This is a genomic window from Shigella sp. FC1661 (assembly GCF_001712525.1).
Classification (GTDB): domain Bacteria; phylum Pseudomonadota; class Gammaproteobacteria; order Enterobacterales; family Enterobacteriaceae; genus Escherichia; species Escherichia coli.
Map to the genome: position 1 here is coordinate 1 of NZ_MDGW01000574.1, position 18601 is coordinate 18601.

The window sequence follows — 18601 nt, forward strand, 5'->3', positions numbered from 1 at the left end:
GCGAGACGACGCTGCGACGTTCTGTTCGCCATGATGCGCGACGGGACTTTTTATACCCCGCAGGGGTCATAACATGCTTGACAACTTAATAGGGGCACCTCCCAGGACAATCACATCCGGATCGAGAATATTCACGACATGTGCCAGCGATTTTGCCAGCCGCAGCTCGTAGCGACGCAATGCCAGTTCCGCTACCGGATCGCTTTCTTCAACCAGGCGGATAATTTCACTGCCTTTCAGCGCATGTCCGCTCAAACGACGATAATCCATCGCGAATCCCGTGCCCGAAATAAAGGTTTCAATACAACCTTGTTTACCGCAATAACAAGGGACTTCCTCGCGATAACGCAGTTCGTCTTCGTCCATCCACGGTAGCGGATTGTGTCCCCACTCACCTGCCGTGCCATTGCCGCTGATATGCGCCCGCCCATTGAATGCCACGCCCGCGCCGCATCCCGTGCCGATAATCACGGCAAATACCGTCTGCGCTCCCGCTGCCGCGCCATCTACTGCTTCTGAAACCGCCAGACAGTTAGCGTCATTTGCCAGCCGCACTTCCCGCTGCAACCTCGCGCTTAAGTCTTTATCGAATGGCTGACCGTTGAGCCAGGTTGAATTGGCATTCTTCACCACACCGGTGTAAGGCGAAATTGAGCCAGGAATGCCCATACCTACCGTTCCGCGCTGCCCCGTCGCCTGCTCCGCCATATCAACCAACGTGGCGATCGTTTCAATAGTCTGCCGGTAATCATCACGCGGCGTGGGCAGACGATGGCGGTACAACTGCTCCCCTGCATCGCCCAGTGCAATCACTTCAGTTTTGGTGCCGCCTAAATCGATACCTATACGCACGGTACTCTCCTTATTTTTTTCAATATCAATAGCGTAGAGACGGACAACCGGATTGGCAATGCAAGGCCGCCGACAATTCGTTATCATGCCCGCTAAATTTAACAACAAGGCCGTGGAAATTATCATGCTGTGGTTCAAAAATTTAATGGTTTACCGTCTTAGCCGCGAGATTTCGCTGCGTGCAGAAGAGATGGAAAAACAGCTAGCCTCGATGGCATTTACCCCATGCGGCAGCCAGGACATGGCGAAGATGGGCTGGGTTCCTCCGATGGGATCGCACAGCGATGCGTTAACGCACGTTGCCAATGGTCAAATTGTTATCTGCGCGCGCAAAGAAGAAAAAATCCTCCCGTCTCCGGTGATTAAGCAGGCGCTGGAAGCGAAAATCGCCAAACTGGAAGCGGAACAGGCGCGTAAGCTGAAGAAAACCGAAAAAGATTCGCTGAAAGACGAAGTGCTGCACTCTCTGTTGCCGCGTGCTTTCAGCCGTTTTAGCCAGACAATGATGTGGATCGACACGGTTAACGGTTTGATTATGGTGGACTGCGCCAGTGCCAAAAAAGCGGAAGATACGCTGGCACTGCTGCGTAAAAGCCTGGGGTCGTTACCTGTGGTACCATTGAGCATGGAAAACCCGATTGAACTGACGCTGACCGAATGGGTTCGCTCCGGTAGCGCGGCACAGGGCTTCCAGCTGCTTGATGAAGCCGAGCTGAAATCGTTGCTGGAAGATGGCGGCGTGATCCGCGCGAAGAAACAAGATCTGACCAGCGAAGAGATCACCAATCACATCGAAGCCGGAAAAGTGGTGACTAAACTGGCGCTCGACTGGCAGCAGCGCATTCAGTTTGTGATGTGCGACGATGGTTCGCTCAAGCGTCTGAAGTTTTGCGACGAGCTGCGCGATCAAAACGAAGATATCGACCGTGAAGATTTCGCCCAGCGTTTTGATGCCGATTTCATCCTGATGACTGGTGAACTGGCAGCGTTAATTCAAAACCTGATTGAAGGATTAGGTGGCGAAGCACAACGTTAATTGCTGATTTTCCTTTAATGCCGGATGCGACGCCTGCCGCGTCTTATCCGGCGTACGAAGCCACACCAGGGATATAATTATTCGCTACGGCGGACAATAATTTTTAGCGCAGCAATATTATGCGTTTTATGCTGTAACTTGCTCCATGGACGTTGTGTCATTGTTTTTCCTCAAGCCAGTGACGCGCTTCACTGCGAATTTTCCGCATTGCCCCGGTTTTCACTAAATCCCGTAACAGCGAAAGATCGGGTTGTTCGACAAATAAGAGTAATGATGGATCCTCTTTTAACCACGTCGTTTTCACATCGGCAGCGAGCTGTGGATTATTCATAGCTAGCGACCGATGCCGAGACTCGGTCAATGTCGTTAACAACGACGCCGGGGTATGTGCGTTGCGTAATGCCGTTTGGCGCAAATGATCATTGCGACTTTGCAGCAATGCACGCCACCATTCATCATCTTATTTATCTTTTATCGTAGCCAGTTCCGCAACAATATCTGGAGATCTTCACTGATATTTATATCAACCTTGATGAATTATGAATATATCGGAAATTGAAAAAATCGCAGCAAAGGAAATATTATTATGGGTTAAAGAGAGGATATTTCAGAAAAATGCCCTCCCGTTCAAGGGGAAGGCGAGGAATTACAGATAGCGGCACAGATAAGAGGTGGGTTCGGCAACTTGCAGATGAAACTCACTGTGACCGGGAACATTAAACACCGAACCGGCTTCATACACCTGCCAGTCGGTCGCATCAGGCAGTAACACATTCAGCGCGCCACTGATTACCGTCATCTCTTCCGGCTCAGCGGTGCTGAAGGTGTATTCGCCTTCAACCATAACACCCACGCTGGCGCGACCAGTGCTGCTGCTGGAAAAGCCGATTGATTTCACTTTGCCGGAAAAGTACTCATTACTTTGAAGCATAAACTGGCCCTGTCTGGTAGTTGAACATCTACTTCACTATAGGGGCCAGAGGCGCTGGCTGTCACGCAAAATTACACCAGTAATTCCGCAGCCAGCCGTGCAATCAATACGTTAGACAGCAAGACAGGAACATCGAGCTGTTTTTGCAGTAAATCGCGATGACGTTGGTGAAATCCTAAACAATCCAGCATGATGACATCAGCCCCTTTTGCCAGTAATTCTTTCCCGGCATCAATGATTTTTTGTTCTGAATCATGAATGGGGTTACCCAATGAAAATACCGGCGATTTCTGCAAAATTTGCCATTTTTGCGCCTGAACGGGCAGCATCTCCTCAACCGGAACGATAACCCCCACCTGATGATCTTCAACAATAGAGGAAACCAGTGGAGGCAATATTCGCGACGGCTCAAGAAAGATCGTATTACGCGCAGTCATACTACTAATGTTTGCTGTACTCATTAATAAAATGACGTCATAACCCTGATTATCGAGCACTTCAACCACACCTTGCAGGTCTCGCTCCACTTTACGACGCGAAACATGGGCCAGCTGGTTGTCATTTAATAATGTGAGAATGGTGTCTTCGCCTGCTTCTGGCGCGTACTCCGCCATCACTTCTTCACGACTTAACTTCCCCAGCAGGCTATGATGGGAAATATTATCTTCGTCAATGTATTCCGTCAGAAGCGGCAAAACCTCCTGCATAGGTACAATGCCGATGGTCAGGATCGCCAACGACGCACTCATTGTTCATCCACCTTACTTTTCTTTCGTCGTTAATTACCGGGCAAGTGTGAAGCACCACTGCTGACACTTACTTGTGCTACAAATGACAAAAAGCGTAGCAGCAGACGTGCACGGCATAATGTAAAGATTCCAAATGATTCCAGTAATGGATTGTTATTGTTTAATATTCTAATTATTAGAAAAACATGAATTATGAAAAATGTGACGCAGATCCCTTGTAGTGGCACTCAGAATCCCTTCCGAGCAGTCTGATGCGGTCACTCTTTGTCAGGGTCCTCATAGCGTTTTTTCGCATCCATCGCTTCCTGAGCGGTCGGATGTTCACTGATCAACGAGTCTGGTTTAGGATGATCGGCTCTGAGTTGGTACCAGGTTACCGTCTGTCCTGGCTTTCCTTTTTCAATCGTCACTATATATGCTTCACGAGGATAAGGCGGTTTCGTTGGCATCGTTCTTCCTTATTTCACGGAATGAACGTTAAGTATAGGCGCTCTAAAATCAACAATTGATCGTCTGTGCCAGGGCGCTACGAATTTCAGAAATCACCTGGCTGGGTTCGTTTGTTGCGTCGATGATAATATGCGCAACTTCGCGATATAGCGCATCGCGTTCTTCCAGCACTTCCTGAACTTCTTCGCTCAGCGGTTTTCCCGTTAAGGTTGGCCGTAAATCTTCTTCCGGTGCAGCTTGCAGTCGGTTAACCAGGACTGATACTGGCGCACACAAATAAACCACGATCCCGTTATTTTGCATGAAGTGACGATTAAATTCCGTCAGAATAATGCCGCCGCCTGTAGCGATAACGGTGGATGCCGCAGTTACCGCTTCCAGCGCCGCCGTTTCTCTGGCGCGAAATCCCGCCCACTCTTCCCTTTCGACGATCTCCGCGACCGTCATATTGAGCTGTGATTGCAACCACTGATCGGTATCGACAAACCGACGGTTAAGCGAATCGGCAAGGGCCATTCCGACCGTTGTTTTACCACAGCCCCGAGGCCCGATCAGAAAAAGAGGTTGTGTCATCGTGGGTTTTCCCCAATAGGTCGCAATGCGGCGAAAGCCGGTGTCATGAGAATAGCGAACATTCCATCAAACTAGTACAATTTCGATTGTAAAGAAAAAATTCCACTTAAAGTGAAAATCTCAATACATCCCTTACTATACCAATAAATATTCAAGAATGAAGTGTAAATAATAAATTACATTTAGCCACGACTACGTTGCACTTCCAGCCACCACTTCTCCAGCTCCGCGGCAAAGGCCTGGCGGTCACGTTGTGAAAGGCTATCTGGTCCGCCGGTCTGGATCCCACTGGCACGTAAGGTATCCATAAAATCGCGCATCGTCAGGCGCTCACGAATGGTCGCTGGCGTGTAACGTTCGCCGCGCGGATTAAGCGCCGCTGCGCCTTTCTCGATGGCTTCAGCAGCCAAAGGTATATCTGCGGTGATCACCAAATCGCCCGCTTCACACTGCCGGACAATTTCGTTATCGGCAACGTCGAAACCTGCCGCGACGTGCAGCGTACGAATAAATCGCGATGGCGGCACGCGTAAACTCTGGTTTGCTACCAGTACCAGCGGCATCTGCATACGTTCCGCCGCGCGATACAAAATCTCTTTAATTACATTGGGACACGCGTCGGCATCCACCCAAATTGTCATAAAGTCATCCTTTGTTGGGTAATCCTCTATTGTGTCGCGCTTTTGCCTTCCGGCATAGTTCTGTTTATGCTTCTGCCAGCGATTATCAAAACAATGAATTTCACGGCAGGAGTGAGGCAATGGAAAAGAAAATCGGTTTTATTGGCTGCGGCAATATGGGAAAAGCCATTCTCGGCGGTCTGATTGCCAGCGGTCAGGTGCTTCCAGGGCAAATCTGGGTATACACCCCCTCCCCGAATAAAGTCGCCGCCCTGCATGACCAGTTCGGCATCAACGCCGCAGAATCGGCGCAAGAAGTGGCGCAAATCGCCGACATCATTTTTGCTGCCGTTAAACCTGGCATCATGATTAAAGTGCTTAGCGAAATCACCTCCAGCCTGAATAAAGACTCTCTGGTCGTTTCTATTGCTGCAAGTGTCACGCTCGACCAGCTTGCCCGCGCGCTGGGCCATGACCGGAAAATTATCCGCGCCATGCCGAACACTCCCGCGCTGGTTAATGCCGGGATGACCTCCGTAACGCCAAACGCGCTGGTAACCCCAGAAGATACCGCTGATGTGCTGAATATTTTCCGCTGCTTTGGCGAAGCGGAAGTAATTGCTGAGCCGATGATCCACCCGGTAGTCGGTGTGAGCGGTTCTTCGCCAGCCTACGTATTTATGTTTATCGAAGCGATGGCCGACGCCGCCGTGCTGGGCGGGATGCCACGCGCCCAGGCGTATAAATTTGCCGCTCAGGCGGTAATGGGTTCCGCAAAAATGGTGCTGGAAACGGGAGAACATCCGGGGGCACTGAAAGATATGGTCTGCTCACCGGGAGGCACCACCATTGAAGCGGTACGCGTACTGGAAGAGAAAGGCTTCCGTGCCGCAGTGATCGAAGCGATGACGAAGTGTATGGAAAAATCAGAAAAACTCAGCAAATCCTGATGACTTTCGCCGGACGTCAGGCCGCCACTTCGGTGCGGTTACGTCCGGCTTTCTTTGCTTTGTAAAGCGCCAAATCTGCCGATTTCAACCACTCACGATAGTGACTCATTTGTGGGTTCAGCGGCGCAACCCCCACACTAATCCGTAAAGTTACCTGTGGCGTATTCGGCAAGCGTAACGTGTTTAGCCCTTCACGCACCCGTAACATGGCGGCAATGGCGCTCTCAGCTGGCGTACCGGACATGATTACTGCAAACTCATCGCCGCCAAACCGACCAATCACATCGCTACCGCGCAGGGTAATTTGTAACTGTCGGGTAAGCGCCACAATCGCTTCATCGCCCACATCATGACCCCAGGTATCGTTGATGCTCTTGAAATGGTCGATATCGATAATCAGTAACGTTGCATCGCGATTATGCCGCCGACAGTTATCAAATTCATTGCGTAACATAGTTTCCCAATGACGTCGGTTATACACGCCCGTCATGCCGTCGCGGGTACTCATGACCTGCAACCTGCGTTTATGTTCCGCCAGTTTGGTTGCCGTCTGGTAGCTGACCCAGCCAAACAGCAGAGGATAAACGACAATAATGGGAAGGGAGAGCCACCATTCCAGCGGCGCACTATTGAACGACACGGTAATGCCCGTAAGCTCGAGGGTGACAAGGCAGGAAACCACCATCAACACCAGACCCGCGACAAACAGACGGGGGCCGCCTGCCCCCATCAAATTCAGACACATAATCATCAACATAGCGGTGGAAGGCAGCACGTTTACGCCCATTACGCCTACCCACATTCCCGCTAATACTGCATCGGTTTTTAAGTTGTAAATTTCCCGGCTAAGCGGATCGACGGCCCTGCTCGCTATCTGCCAGGCTAAATGCGGCCAGACCAACACCAGCCACCACCAGCCCGGCGGCGGGTGCGAAACCAGCGTTGAAGCAATCGGTAAGAACATGCCAGCCAGGCCAACCGCACGGGGTAGTCTGACGCGACGGGCGAAGCGCAGCCCGGACCGCTGATGTTCGTTTTGAGGAGTTAAAGGAGGTTCCTCCCCATGCGCCGCCGCTTTTTTGAAAAAGTTTTCATCATTCATTATTTTTGGGAACATTCAGAAACAATTTTCCCAAATTATAGAGACGGGGCTAAAGGCAGAAGTATGAAATTTCGGGTGAGCCACTTTCGTAGCTCACCCGTTAGCACTATCAGGTATCAGGCGGCTTTCTTGAGGCAGGCACTCATAAACTTATTACGATCATCACCTTTCAGAGATTGTTGTGTTGCTTGATTATTACATTCGCGCATCTTTTGCTGCTGTGGCGTCAAACTTTTTTCACCAGGCGCAGACTTGCTGTTCTTCAGGCAATCACTCATGTAGGTCTTACGAGCATCCCCTTTCAACGCCTGCGCCGTCGCCTGCTGATTACAGGAGGTCATACGCTGTTGTTGTGGGGTTAACGTTCTCTCGGCAGCGCCGACTGTGGTTAAAAAAACCAGACCGAAAAGCAAGGTAACCAGTAATGTAATTTTCATAGCACCATCCCTCTTCATGTTTTAACCATGAGCGTATGCGCCCGAGATTTGCCATTAAGTCTGGTTGCTAACAGCAAAAAAACCACCCGGCAGCGAAAATTCACTGCCGGGCGCGGTTTTATTTCAGCCCCAGGGCGGCTTTCATGGTGTAGAAGAGATCGGTCTGGTCGGTCAGTCCAACGACATTGGCGGCATGCGGGCCATACGCCGCAATACGCAACTGACTGCCGGTATGTTCTTGTGAATCCTCTTCGGAGTTCCCGTAGCTCATCACCATCACTGCGCCATCTTTGGTATTTAGCGCCTGGGTGAGGCCCGGAGCTTTGGTATCCGGCGCGACAATCTGGCTGGCGTGGGCGTGATCAGCGGTGACTATGACCAGCGTGTTGCCATCCTTTTTAGCGAATTCCAGCGCCCGTTGTACGGCTTCATCGAGATCGACCGTCTCGCCACTTTGCCCACAAGGATTCGCAGCGTGATCCTGTTTATCGATTGACGCACCTTCAACTTGCAGGAAAAATCCTTTCTCATTTTTACTCAACAATTCAATGGCTTTGTCGGTCATCTGCGCCAGGGTTGGTACACTGTCATTACGTTGCGGATTAGGCGTACAGGTGACTGCGGGCTTATCGATATTGCCGTGGTACGTTGCTTTCGGTCCTAGCCAGCGCACTGGCATATTGCCGTCAGCAAACAGTCCAAGCAGAGGTTTTTGCTGATTCGCTTCCGTCACCGCATTTAGCGAGGCGGCATCGCTGACCAACTGATAACCACGCGCCTGTGCCTGTTCACGCAGCGTTTTTCCCTGCCATTCACCGGCGGTTGCCGTTTCAGCAAAGGTTTTTGCGCCACCGCCAAGCGTAACGTCGGCACGAGCATTAAGCAGCTGTTCGGTAATCGATCCTTTTCCGCCTTTTTCCAGAGCGTTACCCGGACATTTTTCACTGGTCGCGCTCGGACCGTAGTATTTGCGCGAAGTCACATGTGCCACCAGCGCAGCGGGCGTGGCATCCTGCAACTCTGCGGTAGAAACGTTACCGGTCGCCAGACCTGCGGCTTTTGCCATTTCCAGAATCGTTGGGTGATCTTTTTCGTGAATATCGACGCCCAGCGCGCCGTTATAGGTTTTGACACCGGTTGACCAGGCGGTTGCTGATGCAGCCGAATCGGTGACGTAGTCCGGTTTGCCGGTTTTTTTATTCAGCGCATAGTGAGTGTATTGCCCGGTAAGCGGTAAGGCATCGATACCTTTAAAAAAGCCGCCCGCACCTTCGGCATAATTACGTGCGGCTGTAATTTCCGAATCCCCCATCCCATCGCCAATCAGCAAAATAATATTTTTTGCAGGTTTATCGCTAAGAGAATCACGCAGAGCGGCAGTCTGATCACCCGTTAAACGGCGAGCACCGCCGGGTGCAGTAATATCGCCCTGAGCAGCCCGGTTTTCCAGAACAGGCATTTCTGGTGTCCGGGCTTTTGTCACAGGGGTAAACAGTAACGGTAAGAGTGCCAGTGCAATAGTGCTTTGTTTCACTTTATTTTCTCCATGTACAAATACATTAAAAAATAAAAACAAAGCGACTATAAGTCTCGGCCGTGACAACTTTATGACAGCTGTTGAAAAGATTAACTTTTTACTGACGAGGATGCTTCAATAACTTCTTTACATAATTGCGCAGCAGCTCCGTATCGTCGTCAGGAATGCTGGCATCAGGCTTTACCTCGTAAAGAGCCCCATCCACCTGTTCAATCAAGCGCTGTTGGTCATTTTGTGCCATATTGCGAAGCATTGCAGTGACGATAATCTCCAAAGCTTCTACCTGCGCGCACAGTTCTTTCGACTCTTCTTCTTTTTGGGCAAGCTTTAATAACAACTCAGCAATGAGATTTTTCATGTCTGTATTTCCTTATCCAACGTATGGAGAAGTTAACATTATGTTTCACAACTTCATAGTGTCTGGAAGTATTATTTTTATGACAAAGGAAATACTTTGCGCAAATGTTCTTTGTTTGATTACCAGCGAAACGTTTCTCATATTTAAATAATTAACCACACAAAGAACAGGCCTTTAATTATCAACCTTTATTATAAACAAAAGTTATGAAATATATTCTCTGCGTTTACTTACAACTAAGAGAAAAAACTCACCGCATGGCCATTTAAGCCAGGAATAAATTAGCTTCCCGTTCATCATTTTTGTGATCTCGCGCACATCTTTGTGATAACGCACTTTCTTCACCATTACGTTGCACGCTTTGTCAGCAGAAGATTGCAACATTCTGTCAGAAGGCCGCGAATCCCCCGTTTTGTCGTGGTAATGTATGCACTTTGTGTTAGACGGGATAGGTTTTTAAGATGGAAAAACTGCGGGTAGGAATCGTTTTTGGTGGTAAATCAGCGGAACATGAAGTGTCTCTGCAATCGGCAAAAAACATTGTCGATGCCATTGATAAAAGTCGCTTCGACGTTGTGCTGCTGGGCATTGATAAACAAGGGCAATGGCACGTCAGCGATGCCAGCAATTATCTGCTAAATGCAGACGATCCTGCCCATATTGCGTTGCGCCCTTCGGCGACTAGCCTTGCGCAGGTGCCAAGTAAACATGAGCATCAGCTTATCGACGCGCAAAACGGTCAGCCGTTACCGACGGTGGATGTCATTTTCCCGATTGTCCACGGTACGCTGGGCGAAGATGGTTCCTTGCAGGGAATGCTGCGGGTCGCCAATTTACCGTTTGTAGGTTCTGATGTTCTGGCTTCAGCAGCCTGTATGGATAAAGATGTTACCAAACGTCTGCTGCGCGATGCCGGGCTGAACATTGCGCCATTTATTACCCTGACGCGCGCCAATCGTCACAACATTAGTTTTGCCGAAGTGGAGTCTAAACTGGGGTTACCACTGTTTGTAAAACCGGCTAATCAGGGCTCTTCTGTTGGTGTCAGCAAAGTAACCAGTGAAGAACAGTACGCAATTGCCGTCGATCTGGCGTTCGAATTCGATCATAAAGTGATCGTTGAGCAAGGGATCAAAGGTCGTGAGATCGAATGCGCAGTTCTGGGCAACGACAACCCGCAAGCCAGCACCTGTGGCGAGATCGTACTCACCAGCGACTTCTATGCCTACGACACCAAGTACATTGACGAAGATGGCGCGAAAGTGGTAGTTCCGGCAGCCATTGCGCCAGAAATCAACGATAAGATCCGGGCGATTGCCGTTCAGGCTTATCAAACGTTGGGATGCGCAGGCATGGCGCGTGTAGACGTGTTTTTAACCCCAGAGAACGAAGTGGTGATCAACGAGATCAACACACTGCCTGGCTTCACCAACATCAGTATGTATCCGAAGCTGTGGCAAGCCAGCGGTCTGGGTTACACCGATCTGATCACACGTTTGATTGAGCTGGCGCTGGAGCGTCACGCTGCGGATAACGCATTGAAAACCACAATGTAATATTTTAACGCCCGATAATATTCTTATTGGGCGTTTTCAGTTTCTTCATCGCGACGACGAATAATCAACCCCGCCAGCCAGAAACTAATCACCCACGTCACCAGACCGACGGCATAGGTCTGCCAACCTTTTGCTTCAAATCCCAGTAACCCCACCACGCCATTAAGAATGAATATAAGGCCAATGGCGAACGCATAGTAGTGCCAGTCACGGCGGATTTTTACAGGCAGATTCATGGCAGCTCCGTTAACGAAAAACAACATCCTTGCATATTCTGTAACAACCGTCTGTGGTGTAGACAACATTTTCGTAATTGTTAATAAATTTAACTTAAGGTTGCCATTTTGTGACTCACAACGAAGATTCACGCTTCGGGAATATTCCCAACATCAATTTACCATGATTCTGATATTGACAATCTAAATGACCTGTCAGACTTGCCATAAGCCGCTGGTATCACACCAGAAGAGAAGCAGATGACTTCCGGAGGTTTTTATGGCTGATTTCACCCTGTCAAAATCGCTGTTTAGCGGAAAATATCGCAATGCCTCTTCAACGCCTGGCAACATTGCCTATGCGTTGTTTGTGCTGTTTTGCTTTTGGGCTGGGGCGCAATTGCTGAACCTGTTAGTGCATGCGCCCGGCGTCTATGAGCGTTTAATGCAGGTCCAGGAAACAGGTCGCCCACGGGTGGAAATTGGTTTAGGTGTCGGCACCATTTTCGGGCTGATCCCGTTTTTAGTAGGCTGCCTCATTTTTGCAGTGGTGGCGCTATGGCTGCACTGGCGACATCGCCGCCAGTAAGATTTACGTTGCCAGATACGGCCTAAAACGCCTTATCTGGCATGACATTCCTGTTTGATCACTGTTTCATACAACGCGCCCGCCGTTCGTCTACGCGCTTCGCAAACCAGGCCGTAGTCAGGTTGCGGGTGATTTTCGGGCTTTCCAGTTGAATGCCAGGCAACATTTCGCGGGGTAGTGATTTACCCGTTTTCGCTTCGGCAAGTTGATAAACTTTCTTGTACAGCGCCGTCTCCTCAAAAGAGAAGCTGTCACCTTTCTCTAACTGACGGCGAATTTCGCTGTCGCTCATCCCCAGTTTTCCCGCCAGTTTGCGCGTTGCCAGTTCGGTTTTCCCGGGTTCTTTACTGTCGTAACGAATTAAATCACCGTCCAGTGCCAGCTTCACGCCGCTGGCCTTACTGACCGCGTTCTGAAACGCGGCATTACGGCTGGCGTACCAGCCAGCGTTAAAATCAGCAAAGCGGTATATCGGTGCGCTATAGCTGGCGGGATAATTCAGTAAATGGTAAGTACCAAACCACAACCCGCCGCGGCGACTGAAGACTTCCTGACGAACTGTACCGTCCATTTTCCACGGATACCCTTTGGTATGCTGTTCGGCAAAAGCAATGCTGACCTGCATCGGCCCACCGGTGCGCACCGGATTAAGCGAAACAAACAGCGTCTGCCCCATTGGTACCATGCTGATCAGATCGTCAAAAATCGCGCTCAATTGCTTTTCTGTACGCACCGAATCTAACCGTTCGCTATAACTTTTGCCGTTTGGCGATTTGATTTTTAGCGCGGTATGAACCAGAAAAGCAGGAATGTGCATCCGTTCAGCACGACGGTCAATCTCTTGCCAGGCGATCTTGCTTAAGCCCGGAACGGCCGGATCTGCCTGATAATTTGACTCCTGCTGCGCCACCGCCAGCACCGAGCAGACGTTTTCCAGCGTCGGTGCCAGCCCCTGACTTTCAAAGGTGGTGGCGAGATATTTCGCCCAGGCATCGCGGTCTTTCACGCTCGCAGGCATCTTCTGCCGCACGACGCTCGCTACATCTATCGCTTTTTCGCCCTTTTTCAACGGTTGCGGAGCCTGACTACTACACCCCGCTAAAACCAGAACCGCCAACAATGACAGCGAAGATAGATGATTGACGCGCGACATTACTTCTCCTTTTTAGCTCAAGGTATGGGTTACTTCCTGAATTTTGTCACCATCCAGCTCATGTTCAAAGCTGCGCAGACGTTTGTAGATAGACATCAACTCAACCAGTGTGGTCCATGAGTTAATCAGGTACTGGAAAGCACCGCGAACCTGACCAAAAACGTTGGTAATCTGCGTCATCAAGCCGAGCGTAATCGTACCGGCAACAATTGACGGAAACAGCAAGAACAAACCGAAAACGTTATCGACCTGCAAATAGAGAATGCGGGCGATGTTGAAATACATATAGTGAAAATAGAGGCGAAAATAGTTTTTCCGTACGGCGCTAAACAGCTCGCGTACCGTAGGCGGCGTCGCGCGCGTGGCATCGTCTTCACCATAAACCAGCTCTTTACGGTAGGCGGCCTCTACTCGCTGGTTTTTAAACTCCAGCCCCGGCAGTTTGATCCCTACCACTGCCAGCAATCCGGTCCCCATCAGCGACCAGACGATAGCGGCAATCACCAGACCATACGGAATGTGCCCGATAATCGGCAGCTCCGGCACATGCGCGGAGAGCGTTACCAGCACCGGCAGGAAGGCGACCAACGTCATGATGGCGTTGATAAAACTGACGCCCATATTCTCCAGCGTTGAAGCAAAACGCATGGTGTCTTCCTGCACACGCTGTGCGGCACCTTCGATATGACGCAGTTGTTGCCAGTTCGCCATGTAATATTCGTTCATCGCCGTACGCCAGCGGAACACATAGTGACTGACAAAGAAGTTGTTCAGTACACTGATCACCACCGCGATCAGCGCAATCCCCAGAAAGACGCCCACTTCGCGGTAAAATTGTTCGATAGTGACTTTATGCGGCGAACTTAGCGCGGTTTGAATCAGATCATAGAACGGTGCATACCAGGCGTTGACGGCGACCCCGACTTCCACCAAAAACCAGGTGACGAAGATGATCAGTGCAGTACCGAGTATTGACCAGTATTGCCAACGGTGCGGGCTGTAGATAAACCAGAAAAATGCGAAAAGTCCTACGCAAACAATGTAGTAAGCGTAAAAAATCAGGAAATCCAACGACCAGAAACGCGCGGCGCTAATCGGGATCTGCCCGGAAGCGCCGGTGATACGCGCCACCCAGTCTCCCCCACCGGCTTGCCAGAAGATAACGGCAATCAATGCCCAAACAAAGGCCGAGAGAAAAAACGCTCCCGGCTTTGGGAAAAAAGACTTAAACATATGCACTCCTGCTAACTTCTTATCGTTTTAACAACTGCTGTGTATTAACCGCATGACCACTACAAAGCGTCAGCCAAATGAAACCGCCCATTGTGACCCATAGCAAGGCGCTTAGTTCGCCAGCCTGACCATAAGAATTGTTTCGACGGATTTCACAAACCAAAGATTGTTTACATAAGCGGATTAACACGCGCAGGATCACAAATGCAGGCATTGGTGAGCAGGAAAAAGATCGTGTTTACGCGCCGTTACGTTTTTAACACTATTATTGCACTAATTCGCCCTTTGCAATCCATCAATGAGTAGTATAAATACGCTCAGTTACCTTCATTCAATCTATGGACACCACCGTTGAAACGTAGTCTACTTTTTTCTGCCGTGCTGTGTGCGGCGTCATTGACCTCCGTCCATGCGGCGCAGCCGATCACTGAACCGGAGTTTGCCTCTGATATTGTCGATCGTTATGCCGATCATATTTTTTACGGCAGCGGTGCCACGGGGATGGCGCTGGTTGTTATCGACGGTAACCAGCGCGTCTTTCGCAGTTATGGCGAAACGCGACCTGGTAATAACGTTCGCCCGCAGCTGGATTCGGTCGTGCGTATTGCTTCCCTCACCAAGCTAATGACCAGTGAAATGCTGGTGAAATTGCTCGACCAGGGGACCGTGAAGTTAAACGATCCGCTAAGTAAATATGCTCCGCCAGGCGCACGCGTGCCAACCTACAATGGGACGCCCATTACCCTAGTGAATCTGGCAACCCATACCAGCGCCCTGCCCCGTGAACAGCCCGGTGGCGCGGCACATCGTCCGGTGTTTGTCTGGCCAACGCGCGAGCAACGCTGGAAATACCTTTCTACGGCGAAGCTGAAAGCCGCGCCAGGCAGTCAGGCGGCGTACTCTAACCTTGCGTTCGACCTGCTGGCAGATGCACTGGCGAATGCGTCCGGCAAGCCTTATACCCAGTTGTTTGAAGAGCAGATTACCCGTCCATTGGGGATGAAAGACACCACCTACACCCCCTCACCGGATCAGTGCCGCCGTTTAATGGTTGCTGAGCGCGGTGCCAGTCCGTGCAATAACACGCTGGCGGCAATTGGCAGCGGCGGCGTCTATTCCACGCCTGGCGATATGATGCGCTGGATGCAGCAGTATTTATCATCTGATTTTTATCAGCGCAGTAACCAGGCAGATCGCATGCAGACGTTGATTTATCAGCGCGCGCAGTTTACCAAAGTGATTGGCATGGATGTCCCCGGCAAAGCGGATGCGCTTGGTTTAGGCTGGGTATATATGGCCCCGAAAGAGGGTCGTCCGGGGATTATTCAGAAGACAGGCGGTGGTGGCGGTTTCATTACCTATATGGCGATGATCCCGCAGAAGAATATTGGCGCGTTTGTGGTGGTCACTCGTTCGCCGTTGACGCGCTTTAAAAATATGAGCGATGGCATCAATGATCTGGTGACCGAGCTAAGCGGGAATAAACCGTTGGTTATCCCTGCATCCTGATTAATACTCTGAAGGCAAACGGTTGATAGCGACCAGTTTGCCTTTATTCATTTCGATATAGCCGCCTTTACGCAAAGCAGCGAGAACTTCTGCGACGACAGAACGCGATATGCGTGTACGTTGATGGATATAATTCATCACACCAATACGTGATCGCAATTCTTCATTCCAGTCAATCATTGATAATAATGTTGCGCGGATTTGTTCGTAGGAATTATGCCCAATGAGCTGCACGTCGCGTAATTCCAGAATTCTATTTTGCCAAGCTAACCAGTAAAAAGCGTCTCGCCAGAGTTGATTTTGTTCAATAAGCGTAATGGTTTGTTTGGCTGGTAGATGATATCCCGTACAATTTCCTTCTGATATTAATTTGTATGGTATATCGTTTTTCATTAAACCATCAGCCAGCCCCATAATATAAGAAGCCTGGGTAATACCGATAAGTACGTTTTCTTCTCTACGCAGAGAGATAACGCCCTCTAAAATAACGAAAGTATCTTCGCTATTGACATCACTGGAAAATATAACTTGCTTTTCATTATTAAACTCGAAGCGCGTACCGTATCTGGACAAACATTTATCGAGCTTACCAAATTCCTGAAGAGGTTTAACTACAGATAACATTTGCGCGTCCTTTGCAGTAATGCCCGTCAAATCCTTGACGGGCATTATTTAGATTAAATTACCAGAATTTCTTCGGAGTGAAGAATATTACCAAGTATATTTAACACCCACGTTCGCGGACCAGTCTTGATCTACGTCACCACCACCGAGGTAGTTAGCATCGGTATAGGCGCTGAAGTTCTTGGTGAAGCTGAACTGAGTACCCAGACCAACACGTACCGCAGACCCTTCAGTACCGTTATCGATGGAATCACCGTTCACATCGTTATCGTTGTTTGAGTCGTCGTAGACGTAAGCCAGTTTGAAGTACGGAGTCAGAGCCTGATCTTCGCTGTAGGTGAAGGTATAACCTGCATCTACACCCAGTTCATAACGCATGCTGTCGTAAGACTGACCGTCAACTTTCATGTCGTTGCTCAGCTGGTAGTCATCACCAGACTGGAACAGACCAGAAACGCTGCCGTAAGGAGTCACGTAACCAGCATCACCCAGTTTGAAGTCGTAACCGGCTTTCAAACCGAAGCCCCACGCGTCAGAGTTGGTGCTACCGTCAACGTAAGTACCGTTGCTCATGGTTGCAGACAGGTCGTTGTTGAAGTGAGAGTAGCTCAAGCTACCATCAACAAAGACGTTGTTCGCGAAGTGAGCAGAAGAGTAGATGTAGGCAGTCTGGCTGTCTTGATCCACCTGACCAGAACGGTCATTCATGTCACCTTTAGCGAAGCCTGCAGCCGCACCGACGATCCACTTAGCGTTGTTACCGTCAATTTTGGTATCAACACCGACCATGATGCCGTTAACATCCTGATCATAGTTGATGGTGCCGTTGTCGCCGTTGAAGTTACCACCGAAGTAGCTTACCCATGCGCCGCCGTTATCAGCCAGGCCATGACGAGAGTTGGTCAGACGAGTACCAACGGTGTCTTGTTCCAGGTTCCAGATATTGGTGTTCGCAGACGGGATGCTCAGCGCCATGTTAGCGTAGTCGGTCAGCTCCATCTGTTGCAGAACAACGGTGTTACCGCGCTGTTCAGCCTGATAGGTGTATGCACCCAGGTCAGCTTTGTTAGCAGCAGAGAAGGTCGCGTTGGTGTTAGCGTCGTTTACCCGAATAAGTTCTTTATCTTTGTAATCAGCGATAGTGCCAGCGCCAGTTGCGTTGTCGATACGAACTTTGTAGTTACCGGTTGCAGCAACAACGTTATCAACAGAGCTGTTATCCAGTTCAGTACCGTTGTCTACGTCGCCGTTACCATTGATAGTCAGGTGACCATCAGAGTTCATAGCAACAATACCGTAACCGTAGTTAGACTTGGAAGTATCCCACGTACGGTCGTTCACCAGATCAGCGTTCAGAACGTAATCGCTGCTGTTGATGTCGAACACACCAGAAATTACGTTGCCATTATGGTCAGCAATGTTGCCGCTGGTCAGTTCCAGTTTATCAGTACGGAAAGCTTCAGTATCGAACTGATCAACATTCACATCCAGCACACCACCGTTAGTCACAGTGATAGTATTGGTATACAGATTAGAATAATTATTCCAACCGGTAGATTCGGTTAAATTAACGGTACTGTAGCTATCAACAGTCAGGTGGTCTGTAGCAACCACGCCATTTGCACCAATATTCAGTGAAGAACCGTTGGTTAAACTAATGGTATCTGATACCAGAGAGGAATCAGTAACATTTACCTGAGAGCCATTATTTACAGCTAATGTATCAATTACTGAACTATTAACGGTATTCCATTCTGAACTATTGTTCAGTGTTACGTTAAATACGCCGCTCTGGAATACTTTGTTGTCAATAATACGGCCTGAAGTGGCTGGATTTGCCCCTATATTTCCAGACATCTGTTATCACTTAACCCATTACAAGCCCGCTGCCGCAGATATTCCCGTGGCGAGCGATAACCCAGCGCACTATGCGGATGCCATTCGTTATAATGCTCGAACGCCTCTGCAAGGTTCTTTGCTGCCGTTAACCCGTCTGGTTTGGGCATGATACTGATGTAGTCACGCTTTATCGTTTTCACGAAGCTCTCTGCTATTCCGTTACTCTCCGGACTCCGCACCGCCGTGTTCTTCGGTTCAAGTCCCAACATCCGGGCGAACTGGCGTGTT

Annotated in this window: 22 protein-coding genes and 3 pseudogenes; 6 read left to right on the forward strand and 19 right to left on the reverse strand. The window is 49.7% G+C overall.

The genetic code is table 11. The features are described from left to right. On the forward strand, positions 1–72 hold a 72-nt coding region (locus BFF42_RS28035; RefSeq protein WP_242412324.1), incomplete at its 5' end, for a hypothetical protein. On the opposite strand, the gene mak is transcribed toward BFF42_RS28035, so the two are convergent. Next, entirely contained in the window at positions 67–852 is a 786-nt protein-coding gene (gene mak / locus BFF42_RS22940; RefSeq protein WP_001219323.1) for a fructokinase, read from the reverse strand. The two genes, BFF42_RS28035 and mak, sit on opposite strands and share 6 nt — an antisense overlap. Before the next feature lie 124 nt (positions 853–976). Between mak and rdgC the strand changes: the two genes are divergently transcribed. Beyond that, positions 977–1888: a recombination-associated protein RdgC gene (gene rdgC / locus BFF42_RS22945; protein ID WP_001298537.1), complete on the forward strand. Its 912-nt coding sequence runs from the start codon at positions 977–979 to the stop codon at positions 1886–1888. A 77-nt stretch (positions 1889–1965) separates the two neighbouring features. Here rdgC and BFF42_RS22950 read toward each other — a convergent pair whose 3' ends face one another. From BFF42_RS22950 to BFF42_RS22980, 7 genes and pseudogenes are all read right to left on the reverse strand, one after another. Then, the gene (locus tag BFF42_RS22950) at positions 1966–2049 is read right to left on the reverse strand and encodes a hypothetical protein (protein WP_128566910.1); all 84 of its coding nucleotides are present in this window, start codon (positions 2047–2049) and stop codon (positions 1966–1968) included. Continuing rightward, positions 2046–2387, reverse strand: a pseudogene (locus BFF42_RS22955) (DUF2773 domain-containing protein); the annotation flags it as partial. The gene BFF42_RS22950 and the pseudogene BFF42_RS22955, both read right to left, overlap by 4 nt. A 147-nt stretch (positions 2388–2534) precedes the next feature. Then, positions 2535–2819, reverse strand: coding sequence for a pyrimidine/purine nucleoside phosphorylase (gene ppnP, locus BFF42_RS22960; protein WP_000941942.1), 285 nt, complete (start codon positions 2817–2819; stop codon positions 2535–2537). 71 nt (positions 2820–2890) lie between these two features. Continuing rightward, positions 2891–3568: an AroM family protein gene (locus tag BFF42_RS22965; protein WP_001276420.1), complete on the reverse strand. Its 678-nt coding sequence runs from the start codon at positions 3566–3568 to the stop codon at positions 2891–2893. 257 nt (positions 3569–3825) lie between these two features. Continuing rightward, a complete protein-coding gene (gene yaiA / locus BFF42_RS22970) occupies positions 3826–4017 on the reverse strand; it encodes a protein YaiA (protein WP_001142439.1) in 192 nt (63 codons plus the stop codon). A 49-nt stretch (positions 4018–4066) separates the two neighbouring features. Next, positions 4067–4591 (reverse strand): shikimate kinase AroL, encoded by a 525-nt coding sequence (gene aroL / locus BFF42_RS22975; protein ID WP_000193385.1) that lies wholly within the window; start codon positions 4589–4591, stop codon positions 4067–4069. 182 nt (positions 4592–4773) lie between these two features. After that, complete coding sequence (locus tag BFF42_RS22980; RefSeq protein WP_000158149.1) at positions 4774–5232, reverse strand: YaiI/YqxD family protein; 459 nt, start codon at positions 5230–5232, stop codon at positions 4774–4776. Between the two features lie 119 nt (positions 5233–5351). On the opposite strand from BFF42_RS22980, the gene proC reads away from it, so the two are divergent. Further along, positions 5352–6161, forward strand: a complete 810-nt coding sequence (gene proC / locus BFF42_RS22985; protein ID WP_012421672.1) for a pyrroline-5-carboxylate reductase — start codon at positions 5352–5354, stop codon at positions 6159–6161. A gap of 16 nt (positions 6162–6177) precedes the next feature. On the opposite strand, the gene adrA is transcribed toward proC, so the two are convergent. The 5 genes and pseudogenes from adrA to BFF42_RS27145 form a co-directional block, all read right to left on the reverse strand. Further along, positions 6178–7278 carry a diguanylate cyclase AdrA gene (gene adrA / locus BFF42_RS22990; RefSeq protein ID WP_039059000.1) on the reverse strand — a complete coding sequence of 367 codons (1101 nt, stop codon included), beginning with the start codon at positions 7276–7278 and terminating at the stop codon, positions 6178–6180. 101 nt (positions 7279–7379) lie between these two features. Beyond that, a complete protein-coding gene (gene psiF, locus BFF42_RS22995; protein ID WP_001295332.1) occupies positions 7380–7700 on the reverse strand; it encodes a phosphate starvation-inducible protein PsiF in 321 nt (106 codons plus the stop codon). Positions 7701–7818: 118 nt separating this feature from the next. Beyond that, on the reverse strand, positions 7819–9234 hold the full coding sequence (gene phoA, locus BFF42_RS23000; protein WP_039058998.1) for an alkaline phosphatase: 1416 nt from the start codon (positions 9232–9234) through the stop codon (positions 7819–7821). Between the two features lie 100 nt (positions 9235–9334). After that, positions 9335–9595, reverse strand: a complete 261-nt coding sequence (gene iraP, locus BFF42_RS23005) for an anti-adapter protein IraP (protein WP_000792980.1) — start codon at positions 9593–9595, stop codon at positions 9335–9337. Between the two features lie 181 nt (positions 9596–9776). Then, positions 9777–9979, reverse strand: a pseudogene (locus BFF42_RS27145) (hypothetical protein). Positions 9980–10056: 77 nt separating this feature from the next. Here BFF42_RS27145 and ddlA point away from each other — a divergent pair. Further along, positions 10057–11151 (forward strand): D-alanine--D-alanine ligase, encoded by a 1095-nt coding sequence (gene ddlA, locus BFF42_RS23010; RefSeq protein WP_000413696.1) that lies wholly within the window; start codon positions 10057–10059, stop codon positions 11149–11151. A 23-nt stretch (positions 11152–11174) separates the two neighbouring features. On the opposite strand, the gene BFF42_RS23015 is transcribed toward ddlA, so the two are convergent. Next, a complete protein-coding gene (locus tag BFF42_RS23015) occupies positions 11175–11387 on the reverse strand; it encodes a DUF2754 domain-containing protein (RefSeq protein ID WP_001295334.1) in 213 nt (70 codons plus the stop codon). 259 nt (positions 11388–11646) lie between these two features. Between BFF42_RS23015 and BFF42_RS23020 the strand changes: the two genes are divergently transcribed. Next, complete coding sequence (locus tag BFF42_RS23020) at positions 11647–11955, forward strand: YaiY family protein (protein ID WP_000763151.1); 309 nt, start codon at positions 11647–11649, stop codon at positions 11953–11955. A 58-nt stretch (positions 11956–12013) separates the two neighbouring features. Here BFF42_RS23020 and yaiW read toward each other — a convergent pair whose 3' ends face one another. Together yaiW and sbmA are read right to left on the reverse strand one after the other, a co-directional pair. Then, positions 12014–13108, reverse strand: coding sequence for a surface-exposed outer membrane lipoprotein YaiW (gene yaiW / locus BFF42_RS23025; protein ID WP_000092057.1), 1095 nt, complete (start codon positions 13106–13108; stop codon positions 12014–12016). 12 nt (positions 13109–13120) lie between these two features. Next, positions 13121–14341, reverse strand: a complete 1221-nt coding sequence (gene sbmA, locus BFF42_RS23030) for a peptide antibiotic transporter SbmA (RefSeq protein ID WP_004980979.1) — start codon at positions 14339–14341, stop codon at positions 13121–13123. Between the two features lie 351 nt (positions 14342–14692). Here sbmA and ampH point away from each other — a divergent pair, with 351 nt between their 5' ends. Beyond that, complete coding sequence (gene ampH, locus BFF42_RS23035; RefSeq protein WP_000830741.1) at positions 14693–15850, forward strand: D-alanyl-D-alanine-carboxypeptidase/endopeptidase AmpH; 1158 nt, start codon at positions 14693–14695, stop codon at positions 15848–15850. Here ampH and iprA read toward each other — a convergent pair whose 3' ends face one another. The 3 genes and pseudogenes from iprA to BFF42_RS23050 form a co-directional block, all read right to left on the reverse strand. Then, the gene (gene iprA / locus BFF42_RS23040; protein WP_005029125.1) at positions 15851–16474 is read right to left on the reverse strand and encodes a hydrogen peroxide resistance inhibitor IprA; all 624 of its coding nucleotides are present in this window, start codon (positions 16472–16474) and stop codon (positions 15851–15853) included. 87 nt (positions 16475–16561) lie between these two features. Then, a pseudogene (locus BFF42_RS23045) lies at positions 16562–18292 on the reverse strand (autotransporter outer membrane beta-barrel domain-containing protein); the annotation flags it as partial. Between the two features lie 23 nt (positions 18293–18315). After that, on the reverse strand, positions 18316–18601 hold a 286-nt coding region (locus tag BFF42_RS23050), incomplete at its 5' end, for an integrase core domain-containing protein (protein WP_000318964.1).

What these genes read in the sequence shown, in the direction of transcription:
- rdgC (WP_001298537.1), top strand. Translation starts at nt 977, where the DNA reads ATGCTGTGGTTCAAAAATTTAATGGTTTACCGTCTTAGCCGCGAGATT.
- BFF42_RS22950 (WP_128566910.1), bottom strand. Translation starts at nt 2,049, where the DNA reads ATGACACAACGTCCATGGAGCAAGTTACAGCATAAAACGCATAATATT.
- ppnP (WP_000941942.1), bottom strand. Translation starts at nt 2,819, where the DNA reads ATGCTTCAAAGTAATGAGTACTTTTCCGGCAAAGTGAAATCAATCGGC.
- BFF42_RS22965 (WP_001276420.1), bottom strand. Translation starts at nt 3,568, where the DNA reads ATGAGTGCGTCGTTGGCGATCCTGACCATCGGCATTGTACCTATGCAG.
- yaiA (WP_001142439.1), bottom strand. Translation starts at nt 4,017, where the DNA reads ATGCCAACGAAACCGCCTTATCCTCGTGAAGCATATATAGTGACGATT.
- aroL (WP_000193385.1), bottom strand. Translation starts at nt 4,591, where the DNA reads ATGACACAACCTCTTTTTCTGATCGGGCCTCGGGGCTGTGGTAAAACA.
- BFF42_RS22980 (WP_000158149.1), bottom strand. Translation starts at nt 5,232, where the DNA reads ATGACAATTTGGGTGGATGCCGACGCGTGTCCCAATGTAATTAAAGAG.
- proC (WP_012421672.1), top strand. Translation starts at nt 5,352, where the DNA reads ATGGAAAAGAAAATCGGTTTTATTGGCTGCGGCAATATGGGAAAAGCC.
- adrA (WP_039059000.1), bottom strand. Translation starts at nt 7,278, where the DNA reads ATGTTCCCAAAAATAATGAATGATGAAAACTTTTTCAAAAAAGCGGCG.
- psiF (WP_001295332.1), bottom strand. Translation starts at nt 7,700, where the DNA reads ATGAAAATTACATTACTGGTTACCTTGCTTTTCGGTCTGGTTTTTTTA.
- iraP (WP_000792980.1), bottom strand. Translation starts at nt 9,595, where the DNA reads ATGAAAAATCTCATTGCTGAGTTGTTATTAAAGCTTGCCCAAAAAGAA.
- ddlA (WP_000413696.1), top strand. Translation starts at nt 10,057, where the DNA reads ATGGAAAAACTGCGGGTAGGAATCGTTTTTGGTGGTAAATCAGCGGAA.
- BFF42_RS23015 (WP_001295334.1), bottom strand. Translation starts at nt 11,387, where the DNA reads ATGAATCTGCCTGTAAAAATCCGCCGTGACTGGCACTACTATGCGTTC.
- BFF42_RS23020 (WP_000763151.1), top strand. Translation starts at nt 11,647, where the DNA reads ATGGCTGATTTCACCCTGTCAAAATCGCTGTTTAGCGGAAAATATCGC.
- yaiW (WP_000092057.1), bottom strand. Translation starts at nt 13,108, where the DNA reads ATGTCGCGCGTCAATCATCTATCTTCGCTGTCATTGTTGGCGGTTCTG.
- sbmA (WP_004980979.1), bottom strand. Translation starts at nt 14,341, where the DNA reads ATGTTTAAGTCTTTTTTCCCAAAGCCGGGAGCGTTTTTTCTCTCGGCC.
- iprA (WP_005029125.1), bottom strand. Translation starts at nt 16,474, where the DNA reads ATGTTATCTGTAGTTAAACCTCTTCAGGAATTTGGTAAGCTCGATAAA.